Below are 260 nucleotides of genomic sequence, written 5' to 3'. Positions count from 1 at the left end.
GTCTACGCCGGTCTGTTCCCGGTCAGCTCCGACGACTTCGAAGACTTCCGCGAAGCCCTGCAGAAACTGACCCTCAACGACTCGTCGCTGCAGTACACCCCGGAAAGCTCCGACGCCCTGGGCTTCGGCTTCCGTTGCGGGTTCCTGGGCATGCTGCACATGGAAATCATCCAGGAGCGCCTGGAGCGCGAGTACGACCTGGACCTGATCACCACCGCGCCAACGGTTATTTTTGAGCTGGCGCTGAAAACCGGTGAAAC

Annotated in this window: 1 pseudogene; it reads left to right on the top strand. The window is 60.8% G+C overall.

Going from position 1 to position 260, the window contains the following annotated elements:
- A pseudogene (locus AC0L2F_RS35870) lies at positions 1-260 on the top strand (elongation factor 4); the annotation flags it as partial.

The organism is Bradyrhizobium sp. Ken64 (assembly GCF_055807555.1).
This window is presented reverse-complemented; position numbering and strand designations above follow the sequence as displayed.